The sequence below is a fragment of the Streptomyces sp. SAS_270 genome (assembly GCF_052543295.1).
In genome coordinates this window covers 23,590-50,521 of the sequence record NZ_JBMNDS010000049.1, presented here as the reverse complement: position 1 = coordinate 50,521, position 26,932 = coordinate 23,590, and the positions used below count along the sequence as shown (strand labels likewise).

The following is a 26,932-nucleotide window of genomic DNA, read 5'->3' as shown; positions in this document are numbered from 1 at the left end:
CATGAGGGAGAGCACGGATGACTCCCCCACGGACGACGGCACGCTGTCCCCCGGCGAACTGAAGCACCGCGCGGCTTCGGGCGTCTTCATCGTCGCGACGCGCGGCGTGGTCATCATGGCCCTGGGGCTCATCGGCAATGTCGTGGTCGCCCGGGTGCTCGCTCCTGACGACTTCGGTGTCGTCGCCATCGGCATGTCCGTGGTCTTCTTCTCCCAGCTGATCTCCGATGGCGGCCTGGCCGCGGGGCTCATCCGCCGTGCCGAGCCGCCGACTTCGGCGGAACTCGGAGCCTTCAGCGCGTTCCAGCTCTCGGTCACCGGCGTGGTCGCTGTGACCGCAGTGGCCGTGGCCCTCGTCTGTCCCTTCGGTGAAGTCGCCTGGGTCACCGCGGTCATGGTGGCTTCCATGCCCTTCGTCGCCCTGCAGTTCCCAGGGCGGATCCTGCTGGAGAGGGATTTGCGCTACCGGCGCCTCGCGGCGGTCGAACTCCTCCAGTCCCTCTGTTTCCAGGCCTGGGCCGTGGGCACCGTGGTGGCCGGGTTCGGCGTGTGGGGACTGGCGACGGCGACCGTCGTCCGTGCCGTGGTCGGCGCGATCGCGATGGGCTTCGCGTGCCGGGAGGGGTTGGTGCGGCCCCGGTTCTCCATGCATCTCATCAGGCCTCTCGTCGGCTTCGGCCTGCGCTTCCAGGCCGTCAACGCCGCCTGGATCGTGGGAGAGCAGTCGCTCAACGTATCCGTGGGCGTGATCGGCGGCAGTGCCGCGCTGGGCCTGTGGGTTCTCGGCAGAAGGGTGCTGGAGGTTCCTTACCTGCTCATCACCACCTTGTGGCGCGTGTCGTTCCCCACCATGTCCAAACTGACCGCCGCGAAGGCAGAGGTGGGCCCGCTCATGGAACGCTCCGTGGGCATGGCCGCGGTGGGCATCGGATTCGTGCTGACCGGGATCGCGGGCGGCGCTCCCGGGCTGATCCCAGGGCTCTTCGGGCAGCAGTGGCGCGACACGAGCGCCATCCTTCCCGGTGCCTGTCTGGCGGTGGCCATCAGCGGGTCCGTCTCGGTGGCAACCCAGGGATACCTCTATGCGGTGGGCGACGTCAGCGCGGTCCTGCGAGCCGAGATCACGCAGTGGCTCACGTTGTCCCTCGTCGCGCTGCCCCTGCTCCGGGCGATCGGCGTCGCCTCCATCGGAGTCGGCTGGTTCATCGCCGCGGTGCTGCAGTCCACCGTGCTCGGCCGGGCGACCACGCGACGCGTCCCCACCAGGTTCCTGCGCCCGCTGCTCCCCCCGATCCTGGTCGGTCTGTGCTCTTCGTCGTTCGGGTGGGCGATCACCGTGAAGGCCGGCGAGGATCTGACGGGCGGTGCGGCAGGCGCGGCCTCCGCAGTGGCGATCTTCGCGGCCGGCCTGGCCGTGGTCGACCGTCGCCTGCTGGAGGAGACGTCCCGCCTCGCCCGCTACGCGATGCGGGCAGCGCTGCCGCGCGGAGCACGGGCCTCCGCTTGAGGGCTCTCCAGGAGCGTCCTCAGTGGCTCCAGGGTCCGGTTCCAGTCGAGGCGCAGCGCTTGTTCGTACGCTTCGTCACTGACCGCCTGCCACTGGGCCCGCTGACTCAGCCTGCCCAGGACGTCACCGAAGTCCGCCTCGGTGTACGGCACCGACCCGCGCAACAGATCGAGGTGGCGTCGCCAGGCGGGAACCAGGACGGGCAGCCCGTGCGCAAGATAGTGCAGGTGTTTCGCCGAGAAGCCCTCCTGGCGGATCGGGTCCCGGGTGCAGGTGATCAGCCCCAACTGGTACTGCTGCAGGACGTCAGGTGTGGCGTAGCCCCGGTAGTTGAGGCCGAGAGACGGATCAGGCGGTGGGCCTCCGTAGACATCGATGGAGGGGTACTGCCGGCTCAGGCGTGCGAGCATCGGCAGGTTGACGAACCGGGAACTGAGCGATCCGAGATAGGCCACGCGCGGCGGGTCGGAGAAGCAGGCTCGTTGTGCCGAGGGAGTGCATCCCCAGTTGAGCTGCAGAAAATTCCGTCCGCTGATGCCGTAATGGGCCATCGCGTAGCGGCCGTACGATTCCCAGCTGAAGGACAGACGGTCCATGGACTCCAGGAACTCTGTCTCCCAGCGACGGAACTTCCGGTGTTGTCGCCGGGTGAGCCGGCCCTCGTGAAAGACCTCGTCCGCCCAGGGGTTGGGGCAGTCGTAGAGGGTTTCCGCGGAGACACCGGTCGTCAACAGCCCAGCGTCGTAAGGCGTCTCGACTATGACGAGGTCGAACCGATCAGGTTCGAGTTCCTTCTTGAGAATGCGACGGCGCAGATGGTGATCCGCCAGGAGAACGTAGTACGACAGATGCCGGCGCCCAAAACTCCACCGGCGGGTCAGCACCTTCGAGGCGACATCGTTCGCGTACAGCGCCAACCGCTCGGGCCTCACGGAACCGGGAAGCATTCTCCCGAGGGAACCCTGCTCGCCGGACGCGCGCGCGAGACAGCTGGTGTCCTTCAGGTGTACTTCGTGACCGCACTCCCGGAGAAACTTCTCGATGGCCATGGGCTTGACGCTGTTTGCGTATCCATCCAACTGCGCCACGATCAAAACACGCTTGGACCGCATGACACTGGACCTTTCGTTCCCGTGGCAATGGGGCCTCCTCCCTCCCGAGGAGGAGCTCGTTCCAGCTTCGGTCGGCATCCCTCAGCAATGCATGTTTACATTGTAAATATACAGTCCAAGGCTGGACCCGACCAGGCGGACACCTATACCGAAGACAGTCGACAACGGGGAGCATCCCGTCGGCTCGGAGTGTACGCTTACAGTGTAAACGGAGACGAAATGCGGCCCTCAGGAACCCACCCGGGCAACGGCATCCAGTAACCGGACCAGCATGCGAAGGACCCAGCATGTCGTGGCAGGCACAGCACTCGACGGCACTTCTCCTGGGCATCGTCACCCTGGTGGCGCTGATCCCCATCCTGATTGCGGCCCGCAGAGCTCATACCTTCGGCGACTGGGATCTCACGTCGACCTATGTGTTCGCCGTCGGGGTCACAGGCACCCTGCCCGTCGCCCTCCTGATTGCGCGATCCGGCCAGCCGGAACGCCTCGACCTCCGGGGGAACATTGTCGTAGCGATCCCCGGGTGGGTCTCGCTCGCCGGACATTCACTCGAAGCGCTGCTCGCCGCCGTGTCCATTGCCTTTCTGGTCACCAGGCTTCTGCGCGGGGCCCAGCCCAATTTCGCGCCCTGTATCGCGATCGTGCTGGTCACGGTGCTCGCCTTCTCCGACGGACTCAACGGACGCCAGGTCTTCGGATCACAGCAGCTCGTCCTGATTGCGGTCCTCCTGGCCGCCACCGTCGCACGACACGGACGGTCCGCCTTTCTCGGGGCGGCGGCCTGCTCACTGCTGCTCGCCGTGCTGAGCGGGATCGAGGCACTGGTGCGGTCGAGCAGCGTCCTGCATGAATGCCGGGAAGACAAGTGCGGCCTCTTCGGTGTTCTCTTCAGAGGGGTCTTCACCAACGAGAACACGTTCGGCCTGCTCATGGCCCTGTCCATACCCTTTGTCTGGCTCGCGCTGCGAGGACGGGCCAGGGTCGTGATCTGTTTCTACATCGCGTTCATGTCGGTTGCGACCGGCAGCAGGACCGCGGCAGCCGCCGCGGCGGTCGCCCTCTTCTTCCTCGTGCTTCTCCGCCCGAGTCTGCCCGATGACAAGAACATCGACAGTGGCTCGGGAACACCTGATACCGACCAAGCCACCGCCGAAAAGCCCACAGGAAAGATCATTCTGGCTGCGTTCGGGATAACCGGCGTAACACTGATCGGCCTTGCTCTACCGCTCCTGCCGCACGATCAGAGATCGATACCCCAGCGGGCATACCTTTGGGAGCTCGCCCAGGAACGTCTTCCTCAATCCCCCCTCTTCGGCTTCGGCGCCAAGGCGTGGCAACAGTTCCACAGCGACGGAGAAGCTCCCGTCTCGTTCTCCGCACACAATCAGTGGATCGACACCGCATACGCCGGCGGACTGATCGGCCTCGGACTGCTCGCGACACTGATCGGATACATACTGCTCCGCGGCGGCGCCAGGATGTTCCTCACCGCCTCCTGCGTACTTGCTCCCATCCTCATGGCCTCGGCCACGGAGGTCCCCTGGGCATTCAGCGGCTACAACTGGCTGAGCTTCATCCTCGTCGCCGCACTCCTGATGCCTGTCCCGGCACGCCGGCGAGTGCGCCCGGCACCGCGTGCACGCACACATGGCAGTTCCAACGCCGGTCAGCCACCGGCGGTGTCACCTGTTCAGCATCAGTCGAGGGCGGGCAGCGGCACGCGCTAGCGACGGGTCTGCCCGCCGCAGAGGTGCAGTGCGGTCTCCAGGCACAGCGCCTCCGCCTCCTGAGCCGTAAGGCGCCCGCTCGCGATCTGGGCCGCGGCGGCGTGTGAAGCCCGAAGACGGCGGCGGCGAGCCAGTCGGGGGCCGGTGAAGGGCCAGTTCGCGTCCCTCGACGAGGACCTGACCGGATACGAGAACCTGCTGATCCTCGGCCGACTGCACGGCTTGTCCCGGGCCGCCGGCAAGGTCCGCGCCGACGACCTGCTGGACGCGTTCGACCTGACCGGTGCGGCCGACCGGCCGGCGGGTCACTACTCGGGAGGCATGCGCCGCCGACTCGACATGGGCGCCGGCCTGATCGTGACCCCCGACCTGATGTTCCTCGACGAGCCCACGACCGGTCTTGACCCGCGCAGCCGCAACCAGGTGTGGGACGGGTCCGTCGGGTCGCCGCCGCCGGCACCACGTCGAGGAGGCCGACCACCTCGCCGAGTGGATCGCGGTCATCGACAACGGCCGGATCGTGGCCGCAGGCCCCAGCGACCAGCTCAAGTCCCGGGTCGGCTCGGGCTCCCTGCACCTGCGGCTCATCGACGCCGAGCAGTGTCCGCAGGCGCTGCAGATCCTGGCCGGCGCCTTGCAGGGGACGGTTCAGCCCGCCGCCGCTCGCTCGCCCTGTCCATGCTGCTCGCCGGCCCGCCCGACGCGACGGACACAGGCCGGCTGGTGGGACGGGCCATGACCCAGCTCGCCGAGGCCGGGGTGGCCATCGCCGATCTCTCCCTCGGCCGGCCCAGCCCGGACGAGGCCTTCCTCACCCTGACCGGCCGACGGACCGGTCAGGCCACCATCGACCACGAGGGAGCGAACGCATGAGCACTCCCCCCGTCTCCACGCGCCCGCTGCGGCGGAGGACCCGATCGACGCGCTGCTCGCCGCGGGCCGCGTAAGCCGCCGCGCCGGAGCACTCGCCGCCTCGACCGTCCTCGGCAGGCGCGCCATGCTCAAGATCCGGCACGATCCCAGGCAGCTCGTGGACTCGGCCGCGATCCCGATCCTGTTCACCAACCTGTGCGGCGGCGCCATCAGCAGTTCGACCAGCGACTACCTCAGGATCCTGCTGCCCGCTGTGGTCACCATGAGCATCGCCATCGTCACCATGTACGGCGATGCCCGTCTCGCCCAGGACGTGCGCAGCGAAGCCTTTGACCGCTTCCGTGGCCTGCCGGTCTGGCGTGGTGCCTTCGTGCTCGGCGGCCTGCTCAGCGACGCCGGGCGTGCTCGCCGCGGTCGCCCTGGTCATCGCCTTCGGGCTCTCGCTGTCCCTGCTGTGGGCCGTGGTCGCCTGGCTGTCCGCGACCCGGCCGTGGTCATCAGCATCGCCAACTCCGTGCTGATGCCACTGTCGTTCGCGAGCAATGTCTTCGTCCAGCCGAGCACCGTGCCCGGATGGCTCCGAGCCTTCGTCGACGTCAACCCGCTCAGCCACGTCCCGGGCGCGGCTCGCGGCTGAGGGCGGCGCGACCGCCGCCCTCACCTTCGTGTGCACGCCGATCGCGCTCCGTCCCTACGGCAAGCAGGGCTGAGGCCTGCGTGAACGGACCGTGCCGGCGGCAGATGACCTACTCCTGCCGCGCCGGATCACGGCCGATGGCGTGCGCCGCCAGCGGTCGGGACTCGGACGCCACAGGTTCCTGCCGCTCCGCCGCTTCCCGCGGCGGATGCCAGTCGGTGAATCCGCCCGAGGAGGTACCGACGAGCACGGCGCCGAGGACGTGGGCGTCCACGCCCTTCAGACGCGCGAGGGCGCGGCGCGCCTGGTCCCGGCTGGTCTTTCCGGGGCGGACGACAAGGAGCACGCCCTCCGTCTCCGCGGCCAGGGCGGTCGCGTCCGCGAAGGACAGGATCGGCGGGCTGTCGACGATCACGAGGTCGGCTTCCGCCTCCAGAGCGCGCAGCACCTTCCCCATGTCCTGCGAGGCGAGGAGCGCGCCCGGATCCGGGGCCAGCGGCCCGCTGGGCAGCATGCGGATGCGGTCGTCGCCCCAGCTCTGGAGGGCGTCGCCGAGCGCGATGCGGCCGGCGAGGACGTCCGTGAGGCCTGCGGTGGTGCCCCGGCCGCGCTCGCGTGCGGGGCGTGGCCGGCGGAGATCGGCCTCGACGAGTACGACTCGCCGACCGGTGTGGGCGACGCTCGTCGCGAGCCCGATCGCGGTCTCGGACCGGCCCTCGCCGGGCAGGGCCCCGGCGACGAGGACGGACTTCGGCATACGCCCGCCGGCGGCGAACCGCAGATGGATGCGGAGCTGGCTGAACGCCTCGGTCCGCTGCGTCGTGCCGGCACCGGGCCCGGCGTCCCGGCGGCCCCGGTGATTCGCGTCGGGGATGGCACCCATCGTCGCGAGACCCAGATGAGTGTCGATGTCCTCCGCCGAACGGAGACTGGTGTCGAGAGAGTTGCGCAGCGCGGCGCATCCGATGCCGAGGACGGTCCCGAGGAACAGCCCGATGGCCAGATTCAGTTCGGGGCGCGGGCTCGTCGGTGAGGTCGGCTGCTCGGAGCCACCGACCACGTCGGCCTTGACCAGGGCCGGGGAAGTCGGCGAAGTCTTCTCGATCTCCTCGATGTACGTCGAGAGCTGGGCGGCGGCCTCGTCGGCGATGGCCTGTGCGCGCGCGGCCGATGAACCCTGCACCTGGATGTCGACCAGGGTCGTGTCCAGCGGGACCCGGGCGCTGATCTTTCCGGCGAGCTGGTCGGGGGTCTCGTTCAGGTTGAGCTTGTCGATGACCCGTCCCAGGACCGCGGGACTGGTGGCGATCCGCGTGTACGACTTGACCCGTTGCTGGGTGAACAGGCTTCCCTCGTAAGCGCTGGCACTGTTGCCGTCGCTGGTCGCGACGAACAACTGCGCCTTCGCCGTGTAGGTGCGTGGCATGAGAGCCGTCACGGCGAGGGCCGCCACCGCCCCCAGCAGGATGCATCCCGCGATGATCCGCCACCGGCGGCGCAGGACATCGATGTAGTCGTGGAGATCCATGGACGGCCTCCGTGCGGGGGTTCCGATCGCGCTTGACCTGGTAGAACACTGGGGGCAAAATGTACGTTTACGCAGTAAATATACGGTATCAGCATTTGTAGGGAATGCGAAGCCATGGATCGTCGTCTGGACCGTTGCGCGGTCACTCCTTACGGCCGGGAGGCCGGGAGTTCGCGGGTGCGCGTCTTCGAGTGGCTCGACCGCCTCGGTGTGGACTTCACCGTCGGCAGCTATCTGTCGTTCCCCGACGCAGCCCCCTCACGGCTCGCCCGGCACCCGGTGTCCGTGGCCAGGGCGGAACTGCGACTGCGGGACATCGCCGGCGCCAGGCCGCGCCGGCTGCTGCTGCACCGCGAGGCCTCGCCGCTCAGCCGCGGCTGGTGGGAGCGGCGGCTGCTGACGAGTGCGGAGTTCGCCGTGTACGACTTCGACGACGCCCTCCAGTGGGACTTCGGTGCCGGGGGTCTGGCGCGCCGGCTGGCCCCCAAGGCGGAGAAGGCGCGGACCGCCGTACTCCACGCCGACCGGGTCATCGCGGGCAACGCGGTACTCGCGGACTGGGCCTCGCACCACCACCGGGATGTCGTCGTGATCCCCAGTTGCGTGGCGCCGGAGGACTACGTCCCGAAGACCTTCTACGGACTGCACGACCCGCCGCGGCTCGGCTGGATCGGCTCGCCCGACAACGAACCCCACCTGCTGCTCATCGGCCGGGCCCTCGCGGAGGTCCATCGCCGCACCGGCGCCCGGTTGACGCTCGTCGGCACGACGACGCGGACACTCGGCGGTATCGAGGCCTTCATCGACCGTGTCGCATGGAGCCCGGACACCCAGCGCACGGCGCTGGCCGAGATGGACCTCGGTCTGATGCCACTGCCCACGACCTCGTACAGCCTCGGCAAGTGCGGATACAAGCTCCTGCAGTACGCCGCCGCCGGAGTGCCAGCCGTGGCCACGCCGCTCGGCGTCAACGCCGAACTGCTGTCCTCGTTCGGCTTTCCGGCACCCCGCCGTCCCGACGACTGGGCCCCGGCGATCCTCGGGCTCCTCGACTCGCCCACCGCTGCCCGCGAACAACTCGGCACCAGCGCCCGGGAGATCATCGCCCGCCGCTACTCCTACGACGCGTGGCTCCCCCGCTGGGCGGCAGCCCTCGAACTCGGACCGGTGGCGTGATGAGCTCGCCTGCGCGGATCCCGCCGGCCGCCGACGTCGTGATCGTCAACTGGAACACCGGCCGCCATCTGCGCGACTGTCTGCGTGCTGTCGGCCGGGCGGACCGGTCGGAGCTGCGAGTGGCGCAGATCGTCGTCGTCGACAACGCGTCGAGCGACGATTCCCTCAGCGGTCTGGACACCGCCGGAATCCCGCTCCAAGTCGTGCGCAACACCGCCAACCGCGGATTCGCCGCCGCCTGCAACCAAGGCGCCGCCCGCTGCGGCTCGGCCCTCATCCTCTTCCTCAATCCGGACACCGAGCCGTATCCCGACGCACTGCGCGCCGTCGGCCGATTCCTCCGCAGCCCGGCCGCCGACACCATCGGCATCTGCGGCGGACGCATGGTCGACGAGCACGGACGGCCGGGAATCTCCTGCTCCCGCTTCCCCAGCCTGCGCATCTTCGTGGGCAAGACGACCGGCCTCGACCGACTGCTGCCGAGCGTCTTCCCGCCCCATCACCTCCGCCCGGCGGAGACCACGGCGTCGCGACGCGTCGACCAGGTCATCGGCGCCTTCTTCCTCGTACGCCGATCACTCTTCACGGAACTGGACGGTTTCGACGAGCGCTACTTCCTCTACTTCGAGGAGACCGACCTCGCCCTGCGGGCCCTGCAGATCGGCTGGGGTTCGTACTACGTCCAGCAGGCCCGGGTCCACCACATCGGTGGGGTGAGCTCCTCGCAACTGGGCGGTGAACGGTTGCGCCTTTCCCTGTGCAGCCGCTGCCTGTACGCCTTCCGACACTGGCCGCCCGGCCGGGCCTGGTCACTGGTGGCCCTCACCCTGACGGTCGAGCCGGCCGCACGGCTCACCAGAGCCGCGCTCCGGCGCAGCCCCACCGAATTCCGGGACGCCCTCAGTGGCTACTGGGGATTTTTGCACTGGCTCCTCGAACAAGGACTCCCCCATGGACACCGACACCGTCCATCTGCATCCTCCACGGGTTCCGTCGGCGACGGCTCCGATACGCCCCTCGCTCCCCTGCCGGATCCTGGACGTCGCCCTCGCCACGGCGCTGCTTCTCCTCCTGTCTCCGATACTGGTGTTCGTGGCTCTCCTGGTGCGCGCCACCAATGGGCCACCGACGGTGTTCCGCCAGCGCCGGGTGGGAGAAGGAGAACGTGAGTTCACCCTCTACAAGTTCCGCACCATGCGGTGCGACTGCCGGGGGCCCGAAGTCACCGGGGGCGCAGATGCACGGGTGACCGGCACGGGCCGGCTGCTCAGGCGTTTCAGCCTCGACGAACTCCCGCAGCTGTGGAACGTTCTGCGCGGCGACATGACACTCGTCGGCCCACGCCCCGAAGTCCCGCACCTGGCCCACCGCTACCCCCCCAACTGCCGCTGGGTCCTGCGACACCGGCCCGGCCTGACGGGCCCGTGCCAGCTGCGGTCCCGGTCGGACGCCACTCTGCTGGACGGCCGGCCCGACCCGGAGGAGTACTACCTCACGGTTCTGGTCCCCCACCGTGTCGCGCTGGACGCCCAGTTCCTGGCCCACGCCACGCTGCCCGACGTCGTACGCCTCATCGCCCGCACGTTCTGGTACGTGCTGTCGGCCGTCCGGCGCGACGCGCGCACCGCGCACACCGTCGAAGGAGGCCGGTCCCGATGCGCTCCGTAGTGACCGGCGCGGCCGGATTCATCGGATCCCATCTCTGCGAGCACCTGTTGTCGTGCGGGGACGAGGTACTGGGTGTCGACGCCCTCACGGATTTCTACGAGCCCGCGCGCAAACGCGAGAACCTCTCGCGGTTGCTGGGCAGTGAGCGCTTCACCCTTCTGCGGGCCGATCTGCTGAAGGTCCCCCTGGAGACGGTGTTCGCCGGCACGGACGCGGTCTATCACCTGGCCGGCCAGCCCGGTGTCCGCGGTTCCTGGGGCACGGAGTTCGGTGTCTATCTCGAGCGCAATGTCCTGGTCACCCAGCGCGTACTGGAAACCGCACGGGACATCGGGCTGCGCCGGCTCGTCTTCGCCTCCAGCTCGTCCGTCTACGGGAACGCAGAGACGTATCCGACCGTCGAGACGGTGCGCCCCTCCCCCGTCTCCCCGTACGGCGTGACCAAGCTCGCCGCGGAGCACCTGTGCGAGACCTATCGCACCGCCTTCGGTGTCCCGGTGGTCTCCCTGCGGCTCTTCAGCGTGTACGGCCCCCGACAGCGCCCCGACATGGCCTTCGCCCGACTGGTCGCGGCCGCGTTCACCCATCGCCCCTTCCCCCTGTACGGAGACGGTGAGCAGAGCCGTGACTTCACCTATGTCGGCGACGTGGTGACCGCAATGCGCCAAGCCGCACTGTCGCCGTGGAGCGGTGTCGCCAACCTGGGCGGCGGCTCCGAGGTGACGATGAATCAAGTCATCGCACTGCTCGGCCGGTTGGCCACCCCTCCGCGCATCGTGCGGGGCCCCAGCCGCCCCGGCGATGCCCAACGCACCGCGGCCGACATCACCCTGGCCCAGGAGTCCTTCGGCTACCGGCCCGGCACGGACCTTCGGACCGGTCTCGGCGCGATGGTGGAGACCCAGCGCACCGCCCGGATGACGTCGGCTGTGTGAACGGCCGCGACACCCGCCTACTGAGCTCCGCGGTAATACGCGACGATCTCCTTCGGTGTCATCTCGCGTTCCCGTTTGCGCCCCAGGAAGTAGAGAGCGGAGGCATTGTCCGTCGCGTAGTCCGGCGGGATCACGCGGTCGATGCCGCGCAGCCAGGACAGCAGTCCCCGGGTCAGGCGCCCTGCCAGTGCCGAGCGGGTCAGGCCGCGGACCAGGTGGTCGGTGGTCCAGAGCAGTTGCGTTCCCGGTCCGGCGACGGTTCCGGCGGCGACCTCGTCGAAGCGCCGGAACAGATAGCGGTGGCCGCTCGCGGTGAAGCGCGTGAAGTCGTACGGCCCCGCATGCACTTGCTGAAGGAACGGCGTCTCCGCGTAGACGAGCCCGTCGTCCTTGAGAACCCGGTGGATCTCGCTGACGACCTGGGGCGGATCGAGTACGTGCTCCAGCACGGCCTGCGCCAGCACCGCGTCGACGCTGCCTGTGGGGAGCGGAATCTGATGTGCGTCGGCGACGAACTGCGTCACGGGGCTGCGGACGATGTCGAATGCGATGACCTGAACGCGTGGGTCGCTGTACACCTCCGCCACGCCATTGCCCACGGTGGCGCCGCCGACGACGAGCAGGGTCGGCGCCGGACCGGGAAGGCGGCGCAGCAGCAGGTCGATCTGTCGGGCGGCGACCCGGTTGGGGGGTTTCCAGATGCGACGCAGGGCCGTGGGGAGCCGATCGGCGCGGGATCCGGTGACCACGCCCGCGGCATGCGGCCCCGTGTCCGCACCGTCGTTCCCCGCTGCCGGTTCCGTCCGGTCCACGACGCTCCGCTCGAAGTCGACGAGGACCGGCCAGCGCCCGGTCACGGGAAAGCCCGGGGAGTCGCCGTAGGGGCAGTCCGGCGAGGTGCACCAGAGGTTGCCGGGGCCTGCGGTCAGGGGCGAGCGGCATCGCGGACAGACCAGCAGGTGTCTGACCAGTTCCGGTTCCGCCAGGGTCATGCGCACTCCCACGGCCGATGCCTGTCTGATTGACCTGGCCCACAGATGGGGCGAAGATGTACGTATACGTCGTAAATATACATCTTCAACCGCGGCGGTGATCGGCAGATGGTGCACCAGACGCTCGCCCCCGGCCCACCGGACCTCACGTCGGTGGACTGGCCGGCCCCGCCCCCGCGGGTGGTGCCGAGTGAGGCTCTGCCGCCGCAGCCGGCGCTGCCGAAGGTGAAGGTCCTCCATGTGATCACCCGCTTCTGGGCGGGTGCCGGCGGCAACACGCTGCTGTCGGCCGTCGGAATGGACACCGCCCGGTACGAGGTGTGGGTCGCGGGAATGCCGGGCGGCGATCTGTGGGACCGGGCGCGCGCCTCAGGGGTTCGCACCGTCGAGATCCCGGGATACCGCCACACCCTCACCCCCGTGGATCTCCTTGTCCTGTGGCGGCTCGTACGTCTCATCCGGCGCGAGCGGTTCACCGTCGTGCACACCCACTCGGCGAAGGGCGGCTTCCTCGGCCGCACCGCCGCCCGGCTGTGCCGCACGCCCGTGGTGGTGCACACCTTCCACGGCCTCAGCTTCCACACCCGGATGTCGCCGGGCAGGCGTGCCGTGTACCGCGCCCTGGAGCGGGCGACCAGACGGTTCACCCACCGCTTCCTGGCCGTCGCGCCGCGCGTCGCTCAAGAAGTCGTCGAGCAACGGCTGGCGCCCCCCGGCACCGTTCACGTGGTGCCGTCGGCAGTGGATCTGGGCCGCATCCCCCTCGACTTCGACCCGGCGGCCCGGCTCGCGCTCGGCGTCCCCGCCGGCACCGCCCTGGTCGGAACCGTGGGGCGCATCGACACCCAGAAGGCTCCCCTGGACTTCGTACGGATGGCAGCGCTGGTCCGGGCCGCTCGCCCGGACACGACGTTCGTGATGCTCGGCGACGGCCCGCTGGCCCCAGACGTCCGGCGGCTCGCCACGGAGCTGGGCGTCGAGGTGGCCCTCACCGGCCACCGGGCGGATGCGGCCGAACTCGTGGCAGGCCTGGACGTCTTCGTCATCACCTCCCTGTACGAGGGACTCGGCCGCGCCCTGACCGAGGCGCTCGCCGCCGCCCGCCCCGTCGTCGCCACCTCCGTCAACGGCGTGCCCGATCTGGTGGAGCCCGGCGCCACCGGCCTGCTGGCACCGGCGGCCGACCCGGCGGGACTGGCACGGGGGGTGCTGTGGCTGCTCGACCACCCCGAGGAGGCGGCCGCCATGGGGCGCCAGGGCCGCGAGCGTGTGCGTGCGGCCTTCGCACCGCAGGCCATGTGTGCGGCCATCGACGACTGCTATCGCGGCCTGCTGGGCCTTCCTCTTGCAGCAGGCCGCGGCCCGGAACGGAGTTCGCCATGCGACTGACCGTCATCGGCACCGGATACGTGGGAGCCGTGCACGCCGCCTGCATGGCGGACATCGGGCACGACGTCCTCGGCGTCGACCTCGACGAGGAACGGATCGCCGCTCTCGGCCGGGGCCACCCGCCGTTGTACGAGCCCGGCCTGTCCGAGATCCTCGTGAGGACCGTGGATTCGGGCCGGCTGCGCTTCACCGCCTCGCTCGACGAGGCCGCCCGGTTCGGCGACACCCACTTCGTGTGCGTCGGCACGCCACAGGATCCCGTCTCGGGCGCCGCCGACCTGCGCTACGTCGATGCGGCCGTGGACGGACTGGCAGTGCGGTTGCGCAAGGGCGACCTGGTCGTCGGCAAGTCCACCGTGCCGGTCGGCACGGCGGCCCGGCTCGCCGGCCGGCTGAGCGCGACCGCTCCGGACGCCGACCTCGCCTGGAACCCGGAGTTCCTGCGGGAGGGCTGCGCGGTCCAGGACACCCTGCGGCCGGAGCGACTGGTCGCGGGCGTCCGTTCACCCGCCGCCGACGCGCGGCTGCGAGCCGTCTACGCGCCGATGGTGCGCGCGGGCGTGCCCTTCATCAGCACCGACCTGGCCACCGCCGAGCTGGTCAAGATGGCGTCGAACTCCTTCCTCGCCGCCAAGATCTCGTTCATCAACGCCATGGCCGAGATCTGCGACGCGACCGGTGCCGATGTGCTCACCCTGGCCGACGCCATCGGCCGGGACTCCCGCATCGGTCCGCGCTTCCTCGCCCCAGGACTCGGATTCGGCGGCAGCTGCCTGCCCAAGGACATCCGGGCCTTCACCGCCCGCGCCGAGGAACTCGGCCTCGGCGAGTCGGTGGCGTTCCTGAGGCAGGTCGACGAGATCAACACACGGCAGCGCCGGCGTGCCGTCGCCGCCGCTCGGCGCCTGCTCGGCGGGTCCTTCGAGGACCGTAACGTCGCGGTGCTCGGGGCGGCCTTCAAGCCGCTCAGCGACGACATCCGTGACTCGCCGGCACTGGCCGTCGCGGACGAGGTGCAACGGCTGGGGGCACAGGTCCGCGTGCACGACCCGGAGGCGGTCGACAACGCCCGGACGGCCTTCCCCTCGCTCCAGTTCGCGCTGGAGGTGACCAAGGCCTGCGAACAGGCCGACGTCGTACTGCACCTGACCGAGTGGCCGCAGTATCGCGAGATCGACCCCGGCGCCCTCTCCACGGTGGTGCGCACGCCGAACGTCCTCGACGCACGCAACGCCCTCGATCCGGCGGTGTGGCAGGCCGCGGGATGGACGCTGCGCGCCCTCGGCCGTCCGGGCCTCGGCCGTCCGGGCCCCGGGCTTCCGGCTCTCGACTGACGGGGTGGAGTCCATGCACGTGGTGGTGTCCGGCGGCAGCGGCTTTCTGGGATCGCATGTGTGCGAAGTCCTGGTCCACAGAGGGGACATGGTCTCCTGCCTGGACAACTTCTCCTCGGGCAGGCCGCAGAACACCGCCCACCTGCTGCGCGAGCCGCTGTTCCGGTGCATCCCGTGCGACATCACGGAGGGGGTCGAGGTCTCCGGGAAGGTCGACGCCGTCGTGCATCTGGCCAGCCCCGCATCGCCGTTCGACTACGGCCGGCACCCACTGGAGACACTGACCGTGGGCAGCCGTGGCACCGAGAACATGCTGCAACTCGCCGTACGGCACGGCGCACGCTTCGTCCTCGCCTCGACCAGCGAGATCTACGGCGACCCGCTGGTGCACCCGCAGAGCGAGGACTACTGGGGGCACGTCAACCCCATCGGACCGCGGAGTGTCTACGACGAGGCCAAGCGCTTCTCCGAGGCACTCGCGATGGCCTACCGGCGCCACCTCGGCGCCGACGTCGGCATCGTCCGGATCTTCAACACCTACGGTCCCCGTATGCGCCCGCACGACGGCCGGGTGGTCTCCAGCTTCATTCGCCAGGCGCTGGACGGCGAAGAGCTGACCGTCTTCGGCGACGGAAGCCAGACCCGCAGTTTCTGCTACGTCGACGATCTGGTCCGCGGCCTCGTGGCACTGCTGGACTCGCAGCACACCGGCCCGTTCAACCTGGGCAACCCGAAGGAACGGACGGTACGCGAACTCGCCGAACTGGTCCGGCTCGTGACGGGTTCGCGCAGCGAACTCCGCTTCCTCCCGCTGCCCGTCGACGACCCGGCCCGCCGACGCCCGGTGATCACCCGTGCTCAGGAGAGTCTTGGTTGGCACCCCCGGGTGCCCCTGGAAGAAGGACTGCGGCACACCGTGGACTGGTTCATGTCGCAGCCGCACGCACTCGTCAGGCCGCCCGAGCGGTCCGCTGTGGGGCGAACATCATGAAGGCACTCGTACTCTGCGGCGGAGCGGGCACCCGACTCCGCCCGATCACACACACATCCGCCAAGCAACTGGTCCCGGTCGCCAACAAGCCGGTGCTCTTCTACGGCCTTGAGGCCATCGCCGAGGCCGGAGTCACCGAGACCGGGATCGTGGTCGGGGACACCGAGAAGGAGATCCGTGCGGCGGTCGGCGACGGCTCGGCATTCGGGCTGAACGTCACCTACATTCCGCAGGACGCTCCCCGCGGGCTCGCCCATGCGGTTCTCATCGCCCGGGACTTCCTCGGCAACGACGACTTCGTGATGTACCTCGGCGACAACTTCATCGTCGGAGGCATCACCGGCCTGGTCGACGGCTTCCGCGCCGAACGGCCGGACGCCCGGATCCTGCTGACCCGGGTGCCCGAACCCACGGCGTTCGGAATCGCCGAACTCGACGACGCGGGCCGGGTGATGAGACTGGAGGAGAAGCCGCAGATGCCCAAGAGCGATCTCGCGCTGGTCGGCGTGTACCTCTTCTCCCCCGCCGTCCACGAGGCCGTACGCTCCATCGGCCCCTCCCGACGCGGGGAGTTGGAGATCACCGACGCCATCCAGTGGCTGATCGACCAGGGCCGCGACGTAAGGGCCACGACGATCTCCGGATACTGGAAGGACACCGGCAACGTCACGGACATGCTGGAGGTGAACCGTTCCGTTCTGGAGACGCTCGAATCGCGGATCGACGGCAGCGTGGACGCGTACAGCGAACTCATCGGCCGGGTCCGGATCGAGGACGGCGCCAAGGTCTTCCGCAGCCGCGTGGTCGGCCCTGCCGTCATCGGTGCCGGAACCGTGGTCTCCGACTCCTTCATCGGCCCGTTCTCCTCGATCGCCGAGGACTGCCGCATCGAGAGCAGCGAGATCGAGTACTCGATCGTGCTGCACAGGGCGACCGTCATCGGGATCGGCCGGATCGAGGAGTCGCTCATCGGTCACAACGTCGAGGTCACCCCGGCTCCGAGCATCCCCTCCGTGCACCGGCTCATCCTCGGCGACCACAGCAAGGTACAGATCTCGTCGTGACGCGCACCCGCATCCTGGTCACCGGCGCCGCCGGCTTCATCGGTTCCCAACGTCCGTACGCTGCTCGGCCCGGACGACCCGCCCGATGTGACGGTCACCGTGCTCGACAAGCCCCAGGCCCTCGGCCAGGTCCTTGCGTGGTCAGCCGTTGAAGGAGCGCGCGCCCGCCGCCTAGCCCAGTTCGAGCGTGGTGACTCCGTAGATGCGCTCCCCGGCGAACGGCCTGACCGGTCCGGTGTACATGCGGGCCGTCTCGAATGACGGTGTGAGGCCGAACTCCTCCGCCAGGGCGATCCCCGCCGTGGTCGTCCGTGGGATGTCGATGGCGACCTCGCTCCCGGCGGCGTCGGCGGTCAGCGCGAGGAAGAGGGCCCGGGCGTCCTCCGCGGTGTCGGCGAACAGCGGGCCGATGCGCAGGGCGTCGCGGGCCGGCCGGATCACACCGTAGCCCGTGAGGCGCCCGTCGACATGGCGGACGACGGTGCGATGGCCGGGGGTGGCCAGCCAACGCTGCACGAAGAGCGGCCGGTCCGCGGGGTAGCAGGCGCTGTCGTACGCCGTGATCGCCTCGAAGTCCGCCGCCTCGGCAGGCCGGACTCCCGGTGCCGTCTCCCCCACAGGGGCGGTTCCGCTGAAACGGGCGGTGCGGTAGGCGAGTTCGAAGCCGGACTGGCGGTAGTTGTCCTGCTGCGCGACCACTCCGTCGAGGCCGACGGTCCGGCCTTCGGCGTGCGCGAGGCCCGTCTTCCAGGTGGCGATGCCATAGCCGCGGCCGCGCAGGTCGGGGCGGACGAGATAGCAGCCCAGGAAGGCGTAGTCGGCCCCGTAGTTGACGACGGAGATCGCCGAGACGGGTTCCCCGCCGATCCGGCCGAGGAAGAAGCCCTCGGGGTCCTGGGTGAAGAAGCTCGGGCCGTCCGACAGCCCGGGGTTCCACCCCTCGTCCGCCGCCCAACCGCTGATCACCGGCCAGTCGTCGAGCGAGGCCTGGGTGACGACGAGGTCCTCGGGACCCGCAGAGGTCATCTGTGCGCTCCATTCCACAGGGAGGTGTCCGGTGCGGTGATCGGCCGCACCGCACCGCATCCTTCCCGATCGGCGTGCCGTACGCCACGTCGCGATCATGCGGACGGCCGCCCAACCAGCCATCTGGCCAACGGTGTTGGGTGCCGCGGGCGGACGATCTAGGCTTGCACCGTATGAGCGTCGAGAGTGTGAGCCTGCGTCCGGTGTCCGAGCAGGACCTGTCCGTCATGGACCGCTTCCGGATGGAGCCGGAGGTCGCCGGTGCCTTCCAGTGGTTCGGCTGGTGGGACACCGACCGCTGGCATCGCATGTGGGCGGAGAACGGCCTGATCACCGACGATTCAGGCCACTTGATGGTGGTACGCGACGGCGAACAGCTCGGTTTCGTCGGCTGGCGGAAGGTCGTGGTCACCCGCAGCACGTTCTACTGGAACATCGGCGTCGGCCTGCTGCCACAGGCGCGCGGCAAGGGCGCGGGCACCGAGGCACAACGGCAGCTGGTCCACTACCTGTTCGCCCACACCCTGGTGCGGCGTATCGAGGCGGACACCGAGGTCGACAACATCGCCGAGCAACGCGCCCTGGAGAAGGCCGGATTCACCCGGGAGGGCGTACTGCGCAGCGTCGTCTTCCGCGACGGGCAGTGGCGCGACCTCATGCGCTACAGCATCCTGCGAGGCGACTTCGCACCGCCCGGTCGCGGTGACGGCCTCGGGTGATCCGCTGCCCCGAATCCCCCCTTGCGCCATCATGGGCGGGTGGACTTCGAGCCGTACCGAGGTGAGCTGGTGGCGTACTGCTACCGGATGCTGGGCTCGTTCCACGAGGCCGAGGACCTGGTGCAGGAGACGATGCTGCGCGCATGGAAGGCGCGCGCCCGGTACGACGCCACGCGGGCTTCCGTACGGACCTGGCTGTACCGGATCGCGACCAACGTGTGTCTGACCGCGCTGGAGGGGCGGGCGCGGCGGCCGTTGCCGTCCGGGCTGGGTGCGCCGAGCGCGGATCCCGAGGCGCCCCTCACACCGGCTCTCGACATCCCCTGGCTGCAGCCGTTTCCGGACGCCCGGTTCGACACGGGGGTGCGGGCCGACCTGCGGCTCGCGCTGGTGGCGGCGATGCAGGTCCTGCCGCCGCGGCAGCGGGCCGTGCTCGTCCTGCGGGAGGTGCTGGAGTTCAGCGCCGCCGAGGTCGCCGCGCAGCTCGGGACGACGGCCGCAGCGGTCAACAGCGCTTTGCAGCGGGCCCGCGCCGCCCTCGCGGACGTGGGCGGTCTCGACGAGGTCGCGGAGCCGGACGATCCCGAGGTGCGCGCGGTGGTCCAGCGGTATCTGCGGGCTTTCGAGGCGGCCGACGTCCCGGCGCTGGTGCGGCTCCTGACCGACGAAGCGGTGCTGGAAATGCCGCCGGTGCCCTTGTGGTACCGCGGCAGCCGCGACTACGGCCTGTTCATGGAGCGGGTGTTCCGGATGCGCGGGACGGGCTGGGGCATGCGGTCTCTCACCGCCGGCGGGCAACCCGCGCTCGCCGCCTACGCTCCCGAGCCCGGCGGCGGCCACCGGCTGCACACGCTCCAGGTCCTCACCGTCACCGACGGGCGCGTCACACACAACGTCGTGTTCACCGATCCACGCGTCTTCGCCGCCTTCGACCTGCCACGGCGAATTTCTTCCGACGAATTTCGCCGGCCGCGATGAGTGGGGCCGATGCCGCCGGTATGTACGGCTGAGCATCGATCGAAGGGAACCCCGCCATGAGCGTCATCGTCATTCAGTTCATCACCTTGGACGGCTTCGTGTCCGACCCCGACGGAGCCGGGGGCACGCCGACCGGCGGCTGGATGTTCCGGCACGGACCCGAAGCGGTCGCCGGGGACAAGTTCCGGCTGGGCGGCACGCTGGACGACGGCGTCCTGCTGTTGGGACGTACGACCTGGCAGCTGTTCTCGCGGCTGTGGCCGGGACGCGAGGACTCGTTCTCGGCGCGGATGAACGCCGCGGCGAAACTGGTCGCCACGCGGACGTTGACCGACACGTCGGCCTGGCAGAACTCGCGGATCGTCGACGGCGACCTCGTCGACGCGGTCAAGCGCGAGCAGCGCGACGTGATCGTCGCGGGCAGCCTGAGCGTCGTGCACGCGCTGATGGCCGAGGACCTGGTCGACGAGTACCGGCTGCTGACCTTCCCCAGCATCCTCGGTACCGGCGAGCGGCTCTTCCCCGTCGGCAGCCCGCCCGCGGACCTGGAGTGCCTGTCGGCCGAGGCGTCCGGCGCCGCCGTCCTCGCGCGCTACCGCAAGGCAGCGCGCTGACCCGAGGCTTTCGTCTCGCCTACGCCCCTGCCGACCAGTCCCGCGCCCGGGCGACCAGGAGGGCCACGTCGTCGTGGTTGTCCGGGCGGCGCAGGGTGCGCAGGAGCCGGTCGCAGAGGGCTTCCAGGGGGCGGCTCGGGTCGTCGAGGAGGCCGAGGAAGGTGGCGAGGCGCTCGTCGATGGAGTGCTGCCGGGTTTCCACCAGCCCATCGGTGTACAGGACGAGCTGGTCTCCCGGTTCGAAGGCCACCGTGGTGGTGGAGAAGGCGACGCCGCCCACGCCCAGGGGCACGCCGGTGGGCAGGTCGAGCAGCTCCGAGGGGCCTTCGGCGCGGACCAGGGCGGGCGGCAGGTGTCCGGCGTTCGCTATCTGCACCTGCCGCAGGTGGGGGTCGTAGACCGCGTAGATACAGGTGGCGATGTAGTGGTCCAGGCCCGCGGTGATCTTGTCGAGGTGTTCGAGGAGCCGGGCCGGTTCGAGCTGGAGGGAGGCCAGGGTGCTGGTCGCGGTGCGCAGGCGTCCCATGGTGGCGGCGGCGTTGATGCCGCTGCCCATGACGTCGCCCACGACGAGCGCGGTCCGGTCGCCCTCCAGGGAGATGAGGTCGAACCAGTCGCCGCCCACCTCGCTCGCGGCGTCGGCCGGCTGGTAGCGGGAGGCGACCTCCAGGCCCACGGTGGACGGCGGGCTGGCGGGCAGCAGGCTGCGCTGCAGGGTGACGGCGGTGGTACGCGCGCTCTGGTACCAGCGGGCGTTGTCGATCTGCACTGCCGCGCGGGCGGCCAGCTCACGCGCCAGAACGACGTCGTCGTCGCTGAACGGCAGCGGGTTGCGGGTGCGCTTGAGGTCGAGAGCGCCGATCACCTCCCCGCGGGCGGTCAGCGGCACGGCGAGATACGAGTGGACACCCGCCCTGGACAGCAGCGTGGCCGCCTCGTCGTCGCGGGCTATGCGCGGCAGGTCCTGGTCCTCGACGTGGCGCACCATGACGGGCCGGCCCGTGTGCACGCACTGGGTGACGAGCCGGTCGGCCGCGTAGCGCGCGACATGCCCGGGCGGGTCGGCGGCACGCAGCGCCTCGGTGGGCCGGTCGGCCTTGACGGCGAGGGCCCGGATGACGACCGGGCCGGTGGGCAGCACATGGGCGCGCCGCCCCTGCAGGACGTCGTCGAGCAGGTCGACGGCCGCGATGTCCGCCAGTTCGGGAACGGCGACATCGGCCAACTCGCGTGCTGTCTGATCCAGTTCGAGAGTGGTGCCGATGCGGGCGGAGGCGTCGGCGATCAGCGCCAGCCTGCGCCGGGCGCGATCGGCCTCGATGCCAGCGAGATACCGCTCGGTGACGTCCACCACCGAGATGGCCACGCCCAGCACGGTGCCGACGGCGTCCTCCAGCCGGTGCATGGAGACCGACCAGGCACGGTCGTGGTCCGGATCGGCCGGGGTGCGGCCGACAGCCTGCTGGTCGACGAGCGGGGTTCCGGTGTCCAGCACCCGGCGCAGGGAACCCTCGATGGCGTCGACGTCGAGGAACGGCAGGACCTCCCGGCTCGATCGGCCCAGATGCTCCGCGGCGGACACGCCATTGATGCGTTCCAGCGCCGGGTTGACGGTCACGTACCGCAGATCGGTGTCGAGGACCGCGAGGCCGATCGGGGACTGCGAGACCATCTGCGCCGAGAGCGCGAGCCCGCGCTCCACCTGCCGCACGGTGCCGCGGTCCGTGGCCAGGCTCAGGGCGTGACGAGCCCCGCTGTCGTCCACGAGCGGTGTGTTGCGGAACTCCACCAGCCGTGTGGTGCCGTCCTTGTGCCGGATGGGGAACGCTCCGGCCCAGCCCTCGCCGACCTCCATCACCCGTTCGAACAGCTTGACGACCAGGCCGCGGTGCTGTTCGTGGACCATCAGACGGCCCGCGTACTGGCCGAGTGCCTCGGGTGCGGCGTAACCGAACAGTTCCTCGGCCTGCGAACTCCACAGCACGATGCGTCCGTCGGCGTCGAGCACGACCGCCGCCATGCCGAGCACGTCCAGCAGCCCGCTCGGCCTGGACGTCCCGGGCTCCGGCTCGTCGGAATCGGTCCGCAAGGATCCGGCTGTGCTCATCAGAGGACCGCCTCCGCCCGTTCCGTTCGCTGTGCCGTCCCGGACCGGCTTCGGCCCGCATCACTCATCCAGTGTCCCCGCTGCTTCCATGGTCCCCCCGGGACCGGCGGTCGGCGCAGTCGTCACCGACTGGCCAGATCATCACAGAAAGTAGCCGAAACGTGCAGCCAGATCCGGCGAACCGCCGGTTCTCCTCTTTCCCTCCCGGGACACGCTGACAGAAATCATCGCCCGCCACCCCCGTAGTGCAGGCGCTCCGCCGTCCGCACCAGATCCGCCAGCGGATCCGGCGCGCCGGGCCGCCGCCACCGGCGCGGGGCCGAGGCCAGGGCCGAAACGGCCGCTCTGCCGGTCCGTGCCCAGCGAGTCAGCAGGTCACGGGCGTGCGAGAGAACCGGGGTGTCGCTGCTGGACCTGCTCAGCACGGCCACGGTTCACCCCCGAGGGCGAGCTCCACCGGCCACGGGTCCGTCTGGCCGGGAACGGTTCGGCCGCTGGCCCGCCAGTCGGCGACCAGACCGAGATAGATCGGGGTGTCCGGCCTGCTCGACGCCGTGGGACGAGGGTGCGGCGGGTGATCCCCCGCGTGCACCAGGCTGACGTATCCCGACGTGATGGATGTGCCGTTCATGCCGCTGTGCAACGCGCGGTCCGCCCCGGCGGCACGGCGGCAGCCGCGCGTACACCGGATCGCGTGAGCGCACGCCCCCGTTCGGGGCCATGCGCTCATCCGATGAACAGACGGCGTAGGCGGCGCACACCGGCCCTGCCTCACCGGCTCCGCCGCGCCGGTCCGCCGCCGACGCGCCGCATCGTCCGAGGTCGGTGCGGCCATCGGCGTGGGTACCCACTACCTACACGTCGTACTACAAGGGCGCGGCGCCGCAGAGCACGGCTGCTTCGTCGCTGACCGGTAGCAACCGGGCCGTGCCGAGGCCGGACCTCGCGCCACTGCAGGTGACGGCCACGAAGTAGTCCTTGCATCCCGGTGGGCGCGTCCGGCACATGGCCGGGCGTGCCCACCGTGTTTTCATCTGGAGTGGAGCTGGGCGAGGGTCCGCTGCAGCTCGTCGCGCAGGATGCTTCCGGCGGCCTCCGCGTCCGCCCGCGTGACGGCGTCCACCAGTGCGGCGTGCCCGTCGTCGCCGTGGTTCGGGGTGCCGGAGCGCAGATCGAGCAGTTCCACCAGGTCGATCAGCCCGCGTCGCAGCACCGGGACGAACTCGGTGAACAGGCCCTCGAGTACCGGGTTGTGCGCGGCGGCCACCACAGCGGCGTGCAGGGCGATGTCGGCGTCGACGAACTCGGCGTCACCGGCGCCCGCGGCGTCGCGGCGCCCGGCCAGGGCTTCGCCGAGGGCGGTGATGTCGTCGTCGGTCCGGCGTCGCGCGGCCAGTTGCGCCGCTTCGACCTCGACGAGCATGCGGACTTCGTAGACGTCGGTGATGGCCGCCTGGCGCAGCCGGGTGGACCAGTCCTCGTGGGGCCTGGTCGCGATGACGAAGACGCCGGAGCCCTGGCGTGCCTGCACCAGGCCTGCTCCGGCCAGGGCTCGGAGTGCCTCGCGGACGGTCGAGCGCCCCACGCCGAGGGATGCGGCCAGGGTGGTCTCACCGGGGATCTTCGTTCCCACGGGCCAGCTTCCGCCGGTGATCTGTTCACGCAGGCGCTCGGTGGCCTGCTCGACCAAGGGGGATGGCCGCAAGGCGTCCAGTGACACGTTCACCCTTTCCGCTACCTCTCAGGTTGTCTGAGGACCTGAGTTGTCGTTAGTGTACCCGGCATGCCGCTGCGCGAGCTCCTTCTCCTCGTCCGCCGCTGCAGGGCCTGACACGACCGGCTCCCCGCAGCGGGTGTCGGGCTGCGCCGGTCACTGGACGGCCGACCGAAAGAAGTTCCGCACCATGCCAGCCTCCCTCCGGACCACGGCGTTCCCCACCCTGCGCACTCCCTCGGGCGACATCCCCGCGGACGCACCACGATGGAACCCGCAACGCCCGAGCGCGATGCCCCACCACCGCTACGAGCCCGCACAGGCGCGGGTCGCCCTCCCCCTGACGGACCGGACCTGGCCCTCACGTCACCTCGAACGGGCACCGCTGTGGGTACCGGTCGACCTGCGCGACGGCAACCAGGCACTCGCCGAGCCGATGGACACCGCACGCAAGCGCCGCATGTTCGACCTCCTCGTCACCATGGGCTTCAAGGAGATCGAGGTCGGCTACCCCTCCGCCAGCCGGACCGACTTCGACTTCGTACGCCACCTGGCACACAGCGGCGCGGTCCCCGACGACGTGACCATCTCGGTGTTCACCCCGGCCCGGCGCGACCTCATCGACCGGACCCTCGCCTCCGTCGAAGGACTCCCCCGCACCCTCGTCCACCTCTACACCGCCACCGCGCCCACCTGGCGCGACGTGGTGCTGGGACGCTCCCGCACCGAAGTCCACCAGATGGTCAGCGATGCCGCCGCCCATCTGCTGCGAGGCGCCGAGGCGCAGCGCGGCGGCAGCGACATCCGGTTCGAGTTCTCCCCCGAGGTCTTCAACCTGACGGAACCCGACTTCGTCCTGGAGGTGTGCGACAGCCTCACCGAGCTGTGGGACGCGAGCCCGGACCGGCCCGTGATCCACAACCTGCCGGCGACCGTGGAGATCGCCACCCCCAACGTCTACGCGGACCAGATCGAGTACATGCACCGCCATCTGGCGCGCCGTGACTCCGTGATCCTCTCGGTCCACCCGCACAACGACCGCGGCACCGGCGTCGCATGCGCCGAACTCGCCGTCCTGGCCGGGGCGCAGCGCGTGGAGGGCTGTCTGTTCGGCAACGGTGAGCGCACCGGGAACGTCGACCTGGTGACCCTGGCCCTCAACCTGTACGCACAGGGCGTGAACCCGATGGTCGACTTCTCCGACATCGACGCGGTGCGCGAGGTGGTGGAGCACTGCAACCGGCTGCCGGTGCACCCCCGTCACCCCTACGGGGGCGAGCTCGTGCACACGGCCTTCTCCGGTACCCACCAGGACGCCATCGCCAAGGGCATGGCCCATCACGCCGCGCAGGCCGCCGAGAAGGGCCTCCCCGTCGAGGTGGCTCCGTGGGCGGTGCCGTATCTGCCCATCGACCCGGGCGACATAGGCCGGACGTACGAGGAGGTCATCCGCATCAACTCCCAGTCCGGCAAGGGAGGTATCGCGCACCTCCTGCGGACGCACCACGGCCTGGACCTGCCTCAGGCACTGCGTCCGGACTTCTCCCGAACGGTGCAGCACGTCACGGACACGACCGGCCAGGAACTCTCCGCCAAGGAACTGGGGGAACTCTTCCGCACCACCTACATCACGCCCGCTCTGGAGGGCCCGGTCGCGCTGGTCTCCTGGAGCACCACGGAGACCGCCCCCGGTGAGCACCGCTTCACCGGGACGCTGCGCACCGCCGGACGGGAGCGCGCCTGCCATGGCTCCGGCAACGGACCGCTGTCCGCCCTCGCCGACGCCCTGCGTACGGCGGGGATCACCGTCGACATCCTCGGCTACAGCGAGCACTCCACCGCGACCGGAGAGGGCAGTCCCGCCGTGGCCTACACGGAGTGCCGCGTCGGCGACGTCGTCTGCTGGGGGGCGGGCCGGGACACCTCCGTCCTGACCGCATCGGTCCACGCCGTCCTGGCCGCCGTCAACCGCTCCGGGCAGGCCTGACATGAACGCACCCGCGGTACTCCACGCCCAGGACGTGGAAGTCGTCCGCGACGGCCGTCCCATCCTGCGCGAGGTGTCGCTGACCGTGCGGGCAGGCGAGCACTGGGCACTGCTGGGAGCCAACGGGGCAGGCAAGAGCACCCTGCTCGGTCTTCTCGGCGCACTCGGCCACCCCACTCGCGGGACCGTCGACGTGCTGGGCCGGCGGGTGGGCCGGGTCGACCTGCGCGAGCTTCGCTCCTACGTCGGCCACGTCGACCCACGGCATCCGCTGAACTCACCCCTCAAGGTCCACGACGTCGTCCTGACCGGACTGACGAACACCGTCGAGCGCGTACCCCGCCAGGCACCCACCTCCGAGCAACTCGCCCTGGCCGACCGCCTCATCGGTCTGCTCGGACTCGGCGACCGACGCGCGGCACGGTGGCCGACCCTCTCCCAGGGCGAGCGGGGACGCGCACTGATCGCCCGGGCTCTCATGCCCAGTCCCCGGCTGCTGCTGCTCGACGAGCCCGCGACCGGCCTGGACGTCGCCGGACGCGAACAGCTCATCGAGCGGCTCGACACCCTCCAGCGCACCTGTCCGGATCTCGCGTCCGTCCTCGTCACCCACCACCTGGAGGAACTCCCTCCCGGAACCACCCATGTGATGCTGCTGCGCGACGGGCGCTGTCTTGCGTCCGGCCCCGCCGACGCGGTGCTGACCAGCGATCAGGTCAGCAAATGCTTCGGCCATCCCATCCGCCTGACCCGTGTCGACGGACGCTGGAACGTACGGTCCGGTCGCCCGGCGGGAGCAGGCATCGGCTGAGGACGTCGGGGGGGGGGGGGGGGGGGGGGGGGGGGGGGGG

The 26,932-nt window shown here is 70.1% G+C and carries 24 protein-coding genes; 17 read left to right on the top strand and 7 right to left on the bottom strand.

The window, feature by feature from the left end; genetic code table 11:
• Position 1: 1 nt before the first annotated feature.
• Complete coding sequence (locus tag ACN6LB_RS28285; RefSeq protein ID WP_445028348.1) at positions 2-1,507, top strand: oligosaccharide flippase family protein; 1,506 nt, start codon at positions 2-4, stop codon at positions 1,505-1,507.
• Here the strand turns inward: ACN6LB_RS28285 and ACN6LB_RS28280 are convergent.
• A complete protein-coding gene (locus ACN6LB_RS28280) occupies positions 1,459-2,556 on the bottom strand; it encodes a glycosyltransferase (protein ID WP_445028347.1) in 1,098 nt (365 codons plus the stop codon). The genes ACN6LB_RS28285 and ACN6LB_RS28280 overlap by 49 nt on opposite strands.
• A gap of 350 nt (positions 2,557-2,906) precedes the next feature.
• Between ACN6LB_RS28280 and ACN6LB_RS28275 the strand changes: the two genes are divergently transcribed.
• The 3 genes from ACN6LB_RS28275 (at position 2,907) to ACN6LB_RS28265 (ending at position 5,859) form a co-directional block, all read left to right on the top strand.
• The gene (locus ACN6LB_RS28275; RefSeq protein WP_445028346.1) at positions 2,907-4,349 is read left to right on the top strand and encodes an O-antigen ligase family protein; all 1,443 of its coding nucleotides are present in this window, start codon (positions 2,907-2,909) and stop codon (positions 4,347-4,349) included.
• A gap of 144 nt (positions 4,350-4,493) precedes the next feature.
• Positions 4,494-5,222 (top strand): ATP-binding cassette domain-containing protein, encoded by a 729-nt coding sequence (locus ACN6LB_RS28270; RefSeq protein ID WP_445028345.1) that lies wholly within the window; start codon positions 4,494-4,496, stop codon positions 5,220-5,222.
• Between the two features lie 124 nt (positions 5,223-5,346).
• On the top strand, positions 5,347-5,859 hold the full coding sequence (locus tag ACN6LB_RS28265; protein ID WP_445028344.1) for an ABC transporter permease: 513 nt from the start codon (positions 5,347-5,349) through the stop codon (positions 5,857-5,859).
• 109 nt (positions 5,860-5,968) lie between these two features.
• Here ACN6LB_RS28265 and ACN6LB_RS28260 read toward each other — a convergent pair whose 3' ends face one another.
• Positions 5,969-7,387: a Wzz/FepE/Etk N-terminal domain-containing protein gene (locus tag ACN6LB_RS28260; protein WP_445028343.1), complete on the bottom strand. Its 1,419-nt coding sequence runs from the start codon at positions 7,385-7,387 to the stop codon at positions 5,969-5,971.
• 114 nt (positions 7,388-7,501) lie between these two features.
• Here ACN6LB_RS28260 and ACN6LB_RS28255 point away from each other — a divergent pair, with 114 nt between their 5' ends.
• Genes ACN6LB_RS28255 through ACN6LB_RS28240 form a run of 4 tightly spaced genes read left to right on the top strand, consistent with a single transcriptional unit; the run spans position 7,502 to position 11,166 of the window.
• Positions 7,502-8,563, top strand: a complete 1,062-nt coding sequence (locus ACN6LB_RS28255; protein ID WP_445028342.1) for a glycosyltransferase family 4 protein — start codon at positions 7,502-7,504, stop codon at positions 8,561-8,563.
• Complete coding sequence (locus tag ACN6LB_RS28250) at positions 8,563-9,732, top strand: glycosyltransferase family 2 protein (RefSeq protein WP_445028341.1); 1,170 nt, start codon at positions 8,563-8,565, stop codon at positions 9,730-9,732. Before ACN6LB_RS28255 ends, ACN6LB_RS28250 begins: the two co-directional genes overlap by 1 nt.
• Positions 9,650-10,231, top strand: a complete 582-nt coding sequence (locus tag ACN6LB_RS28245) for a sugar transferase (protein ID WP_445028340.1) — start codon at positions 9,650-9,652, stop codon at positions 10,229-10,231. The genes ACN6LB_RS28250 and ACN6LB_RS28245 overlap by 83 nt, the downstream gene beginning before the upstream one ends.
• A complete protein-coding gene (locus tag ACN6LB_RS28240; protein ID WP_445028339.1) occupies positions 10,219-11,166 on the top strand; it encodes an NAD-dependent epimerase/dehydratase family protein in 948 nt (315 codons plus the stop codon). Before ACN6LB_RS28245 ends, ACN6LB_RS28240 begins: the two co-directional genes overlap by 13 nt.
• A 17-nt stretch (positions 11,167-11,183) precedes the next feature.
• Here the strand turns inward: ACN6LB_RS28240 and ACN6LB_RS28235 are convergent, their stop codons facing one another.
• Positions 11,184-12,158, bottom strand: coding sequence for a methyltransferase domain-containing protein (locus ACN6LB_RS28235; protein ID WP_445028338.1), 975 nt, complete (start codon positions 12,156-12,158; stop codon positions 11,184-11,186).
• A 108-nt stretch (positions 12,159-12,266) separates the two neighbouring features.
• Here ACN6LB_RS28235 and ACN6LB_RS28230 point away from each other — a divergent pair, with 108 nt between their 5' ends.
• Genes ACN6LB_RS28230 through ACN6LB_RS28215 form a run of 4 tightly spaced genes read left to right on the top strand, consistent with a single transcriptional unit; the run spans position 12,267 to position 16,936 of the window.
• Positions 12,267-13,547, top strand: a complete 1,281-nt coding sequence (locus ACN6LB_RS28230) for a glycosyltransferase family 4 protein (RefSeq protein WP_445028337.1) — start codon at positions 12,267-12,269, stop codon at positions 13,545-13,547.
• Positions 13,538-14,881, top strand: coding sequence for a UDP-glucose dehydrogenase family protein (locus ACN6LB_RS28225; protein WP_445028336.1), 1,344 nt, complete (start codon positions 13,538-13,540; stop codon positions 14,879-14,881). The genes ACN6LB_RS28230 and ACN6LB_RS28225 overlap by 10 nt, the downstream gene beginning before the upstream one ends.
• Positions 14,882-14,894: 13 nt before the next feature.
• Positions 14,895-15,872 carry a UDP-glucuronic acid decarboxylase family protein gene (locus ACN6LB_RS28220; protein ID WP_445028335.1) on the top strand — a complete coding sequence of 326 codons (978 nt, stop codon included), beginning with the start codon at positions 14,895-14,897 and terminating at the stop codon, positions 15,870-15,872.
• A complete protein-coding gene (locus tag ACN6LB_RS28215; protein WP_445028334.1) occupies positions 15,869-16,936 on the top strand; it encodes a glucose-1-phosphate thymidylyltransferase in 1,068 nt (355 codons plus the stop codon). Before ACN6LB_RS28220 ends, ACN6LB_RS28215 begins: the two co-directional genes overlap by 4 nt.
• 171 nt (positions 16,937-17,107) lie before the next feature.
• Here the strand turns inward: ACN6LB_RS28215 and ACN6LB_RS28210 are convergent, their stop codons facing one another.
• Positions 17,108-17,962 carry a GNAT family N-acetyltransferase gene (locus tag ACN6LB_RS28210; protein ID WP_445028333.1) on the bottom strand — a complete coding sequence of 285 codons (855 nt, stop codon included), beginning with the start codon at positions 17,960-17,962 and terminating at the stop codon, positions 17,108-17,110.
• A 173-nt stretch (positions 17,963-18,135) separates the two neighbouring features.
• Here ACN6LB_RS28210 and ACN6LB_RS28205 point away from each other — a divergent pair, with 173 nt between their 5' ends.
• The 3 genes from ACN6LB_RS28205 to ACN6LB_RS28195 are packed head-to-tail and all read left to right on the top strand — an operon-like array spanning position 18,136 to position 20,273.
• Complete coding sequence (locus ACN6LB_RS28205; protein WP_356135532.1) at positions 18,136-18,681, top strand: GNAT family N-acetyltransferase; 546 nt, start codon at positions 18,136-18,138, stop codon at positions 18,679-18,681.
• A 39-nt stretch (positions 18,682-18,720) separates the two neighbouring features.
• Positions 18,721-19,659, top strand: a complete 939-nt coding sequence (locus ACN6LB_RS28200; RefSeq protein WP_445028332.1) for a sigma-70 family RNA polymerase sigma factor — start codon at positions 18,721-18,723, stop codon at positions 19,657-19,659.
• 56 nt (positions 19,660-19,715) lie between these two features.
• Positions 19,716-20,273, top strand: coding sequence for a dihydrofolate reductase family protein (locus tag ACN6LB_RS28195; protein WP_445028331.1), 558 nt, complete (start codon positions 19,716-19,718; stop codon positions 20,271-20,273).
• A gap of 19 nt (positions 20,274-20,292) precedes the next feature.
• Here the strand turns inward: ACN6LB_RS28195 and ACN6LB_RS28190 are convergent, their stop codons facing one another.
• The 3 genes from ACN6LB_RS28190 to ACN6LB_RS28180 all read right to left on the bottom strand — a co-directional run bounded on the left by ACN6LB_RS28190 (position 20,293) and on the right by ACN6LB_RS28180 (position 24,100).
• The gene (locus ACN6LB_RS28190) at positions 20,293-22,380 is read right to left on the bottom strand and encodes a SpoIIE family protein phosphatase (protein WP_356135538.1); all 2,088 of its coding nucleotides are present in this window, start codon (positions 22,378-22,380) and stop codon (positions 20,293-20,295) included.
• Between the two features lie 418 nt (positions 22,381-22,798).
• A complete protein-coding gene (locus ACN6LB_RS28185; protein ID WP_445028330.1) occupies positions 22,799-23,011 on the bottom strand; it encodes a hypothetical protein in 213 nt (70 codons plus the stop codon).
• 399 nt (positions 23,012-23,410) lie between these two features.
• A complete protein-coding gene (locus ACN6LB_RS28180) occupies positions 23,411-24,100 on the bottom strand; it encodes a FadR/GntR family transcriptional regulator (RefSeq protein WP_445028365.1) in 690 nt (229 codons plus the stop codon).
• A gap of 184 nt (positions 24,101-24,284) precedes the next feature.
• Between ACN6LB_RS28180 and leuA the strand changes: the two genes are divergently transcribed.
• Together leuA and ACN6LB_RS28170 are read left to right on the top strand one after the other, a co-directional pair.
• Complete coding sequence (leuA, locus tag ACN6LB_RS28175) at positions 24,285-26,081, top strand: 2-isopropylmalate synthase (RefSeq protein WP_445028329.1); 1,797 nt, start codon at positions 24,285-24,287, stop codon at positions 26,079-26,081.
• A gap of 1 nt (position 26,082) precedes the next feature.
• Positions 26,083-26,892, top strand: coding sequence for an ABC transporter ATP-binding protein (locus ACN6LB_RS28170; RefSeq protein ID WP_445028328.1), 810 nt, complete (start codon positions 26,083-26,085; stop codon positions 26,890-26,892).
• Positions 26,893-26,932: the final 40 nt, after the last annotated feature.